The sequence below is a fragment of the Vibrio sp. 1078-1 genome, assembly GCF_033340475.1.
The window spans coordinates 1-1,190 of record NZ_JAWOWM010000067.1 but is presented as its reverse complement, the minus strand read 5'-3'; the positions used below and the strand labels follow the sequence as shown (position 1 = coordinate 1,190).

General features: G+C 47.3%; 1 protein-coding gene. It reads left to right on the top strand.

Annotated elements, in window-relative coordinates; all coding sequences use genetic code 11:
- On the top strand, nucleotides 1–1,184 hold a 1,184-nt coding region (gene tuf, locus R7190_RS25630), incomplete at its 5' end, for an elongation factor Tu (RefSeq protein ID WP_017822038.1).
- Between the last annotated feature and the right edge of the window lie 6 nt (nucleotides 1,185–1,190).

Sequence of the window (1,190 nt, the reverse complement as noted above, 5' to 3'; positions counted from 1 at the left end):
TGTCTAAAGAAAAATTTGAACGTACGAAACCGCACGTTAACGTTGGTACTATCGGCCACGTTGACCACGGTAAAACAACTCTAACTGCAGCTATCTGTACTACTCTTGCTAAAGTTTACGGCGGTGTAGCTAAAGACTTCGCATCTATCGATAACGCTCCAGAAGAGCGTGAGCGCGGTATCACAATCGCAACTTCTCACGTTGAGTACGACACTCCATCACGCCACTACGCACACGTTGACTGTCCAGGACACGCTGACTATGTTAAAAACATGATCACTGGTGCTGCACAGATGGACGGTGGTATCCTAGTTGTTGCTGCGACAGATGGCCCAATGCCACAAACTCGTGAGCACATCCTACTAGGCCGTCAGGTTGGTATCCCATACATCATCGTATTCATGAACAAATGTGACATGGTTGACGATGAAGAGCTACTAGAACTAGTAGAAATGGAAGTTCGTGAACTTCTATCTGAATACGATTTCCCAGGTGATGACCTACCAGTTATCCAAGGTTCTGCACTAGGCGCACTAAACGGCGAAGAGCAGTGGGAAGCGAAAATCGTTGAACTAGCAGAAGCTCTAGATACTTACATCCCTGAGCCAGAGCGTGCGGTAGATCAGCCATTCCTAATGCCTATCGAAGACGTATTCTCAATCCAAGGTCGTGGTACAGTAGTAACTGGCCGTATCGAGCGTGGTATCCTAACTGTAGGTGACGAAGTTGCTATCGTAGGTATCAAAGACACTACTACAACTACATGTACTGGTGTTGAGATGTTCCGTAAGCTTCTAGACGAAGGCCGTGCAGGTGAGAACGTTGGTGCACTTCTACGTGGTACTAAGCGTGACGAAGTTGAACGTGGTCAAGTACTAGCTAAGCCTGGTTCAATCACTCCACACACTAAGTTCGAATCAGAAGTATACGTACTGTCTAAAGATGAAGGTGGTCGTCACACTCCATTCTTCAAAGGCTACCGTCCACAGTTCTACTTCCGTACAACTGACGTAACTGGTGACATCCAGCTACCAGACGGCGTAGAAATGGTAATGCCAGGCGACAACGTACAGATGACTGTAGAGCTAATCGCACCAATCGCAATGGACGAAGGTCTACGTTTCGCGATCCGTGAAGGTGGCCGTACAGTAGGTGCTGGTGTTGTTGCTAAGATCTTCGACTAATTCATA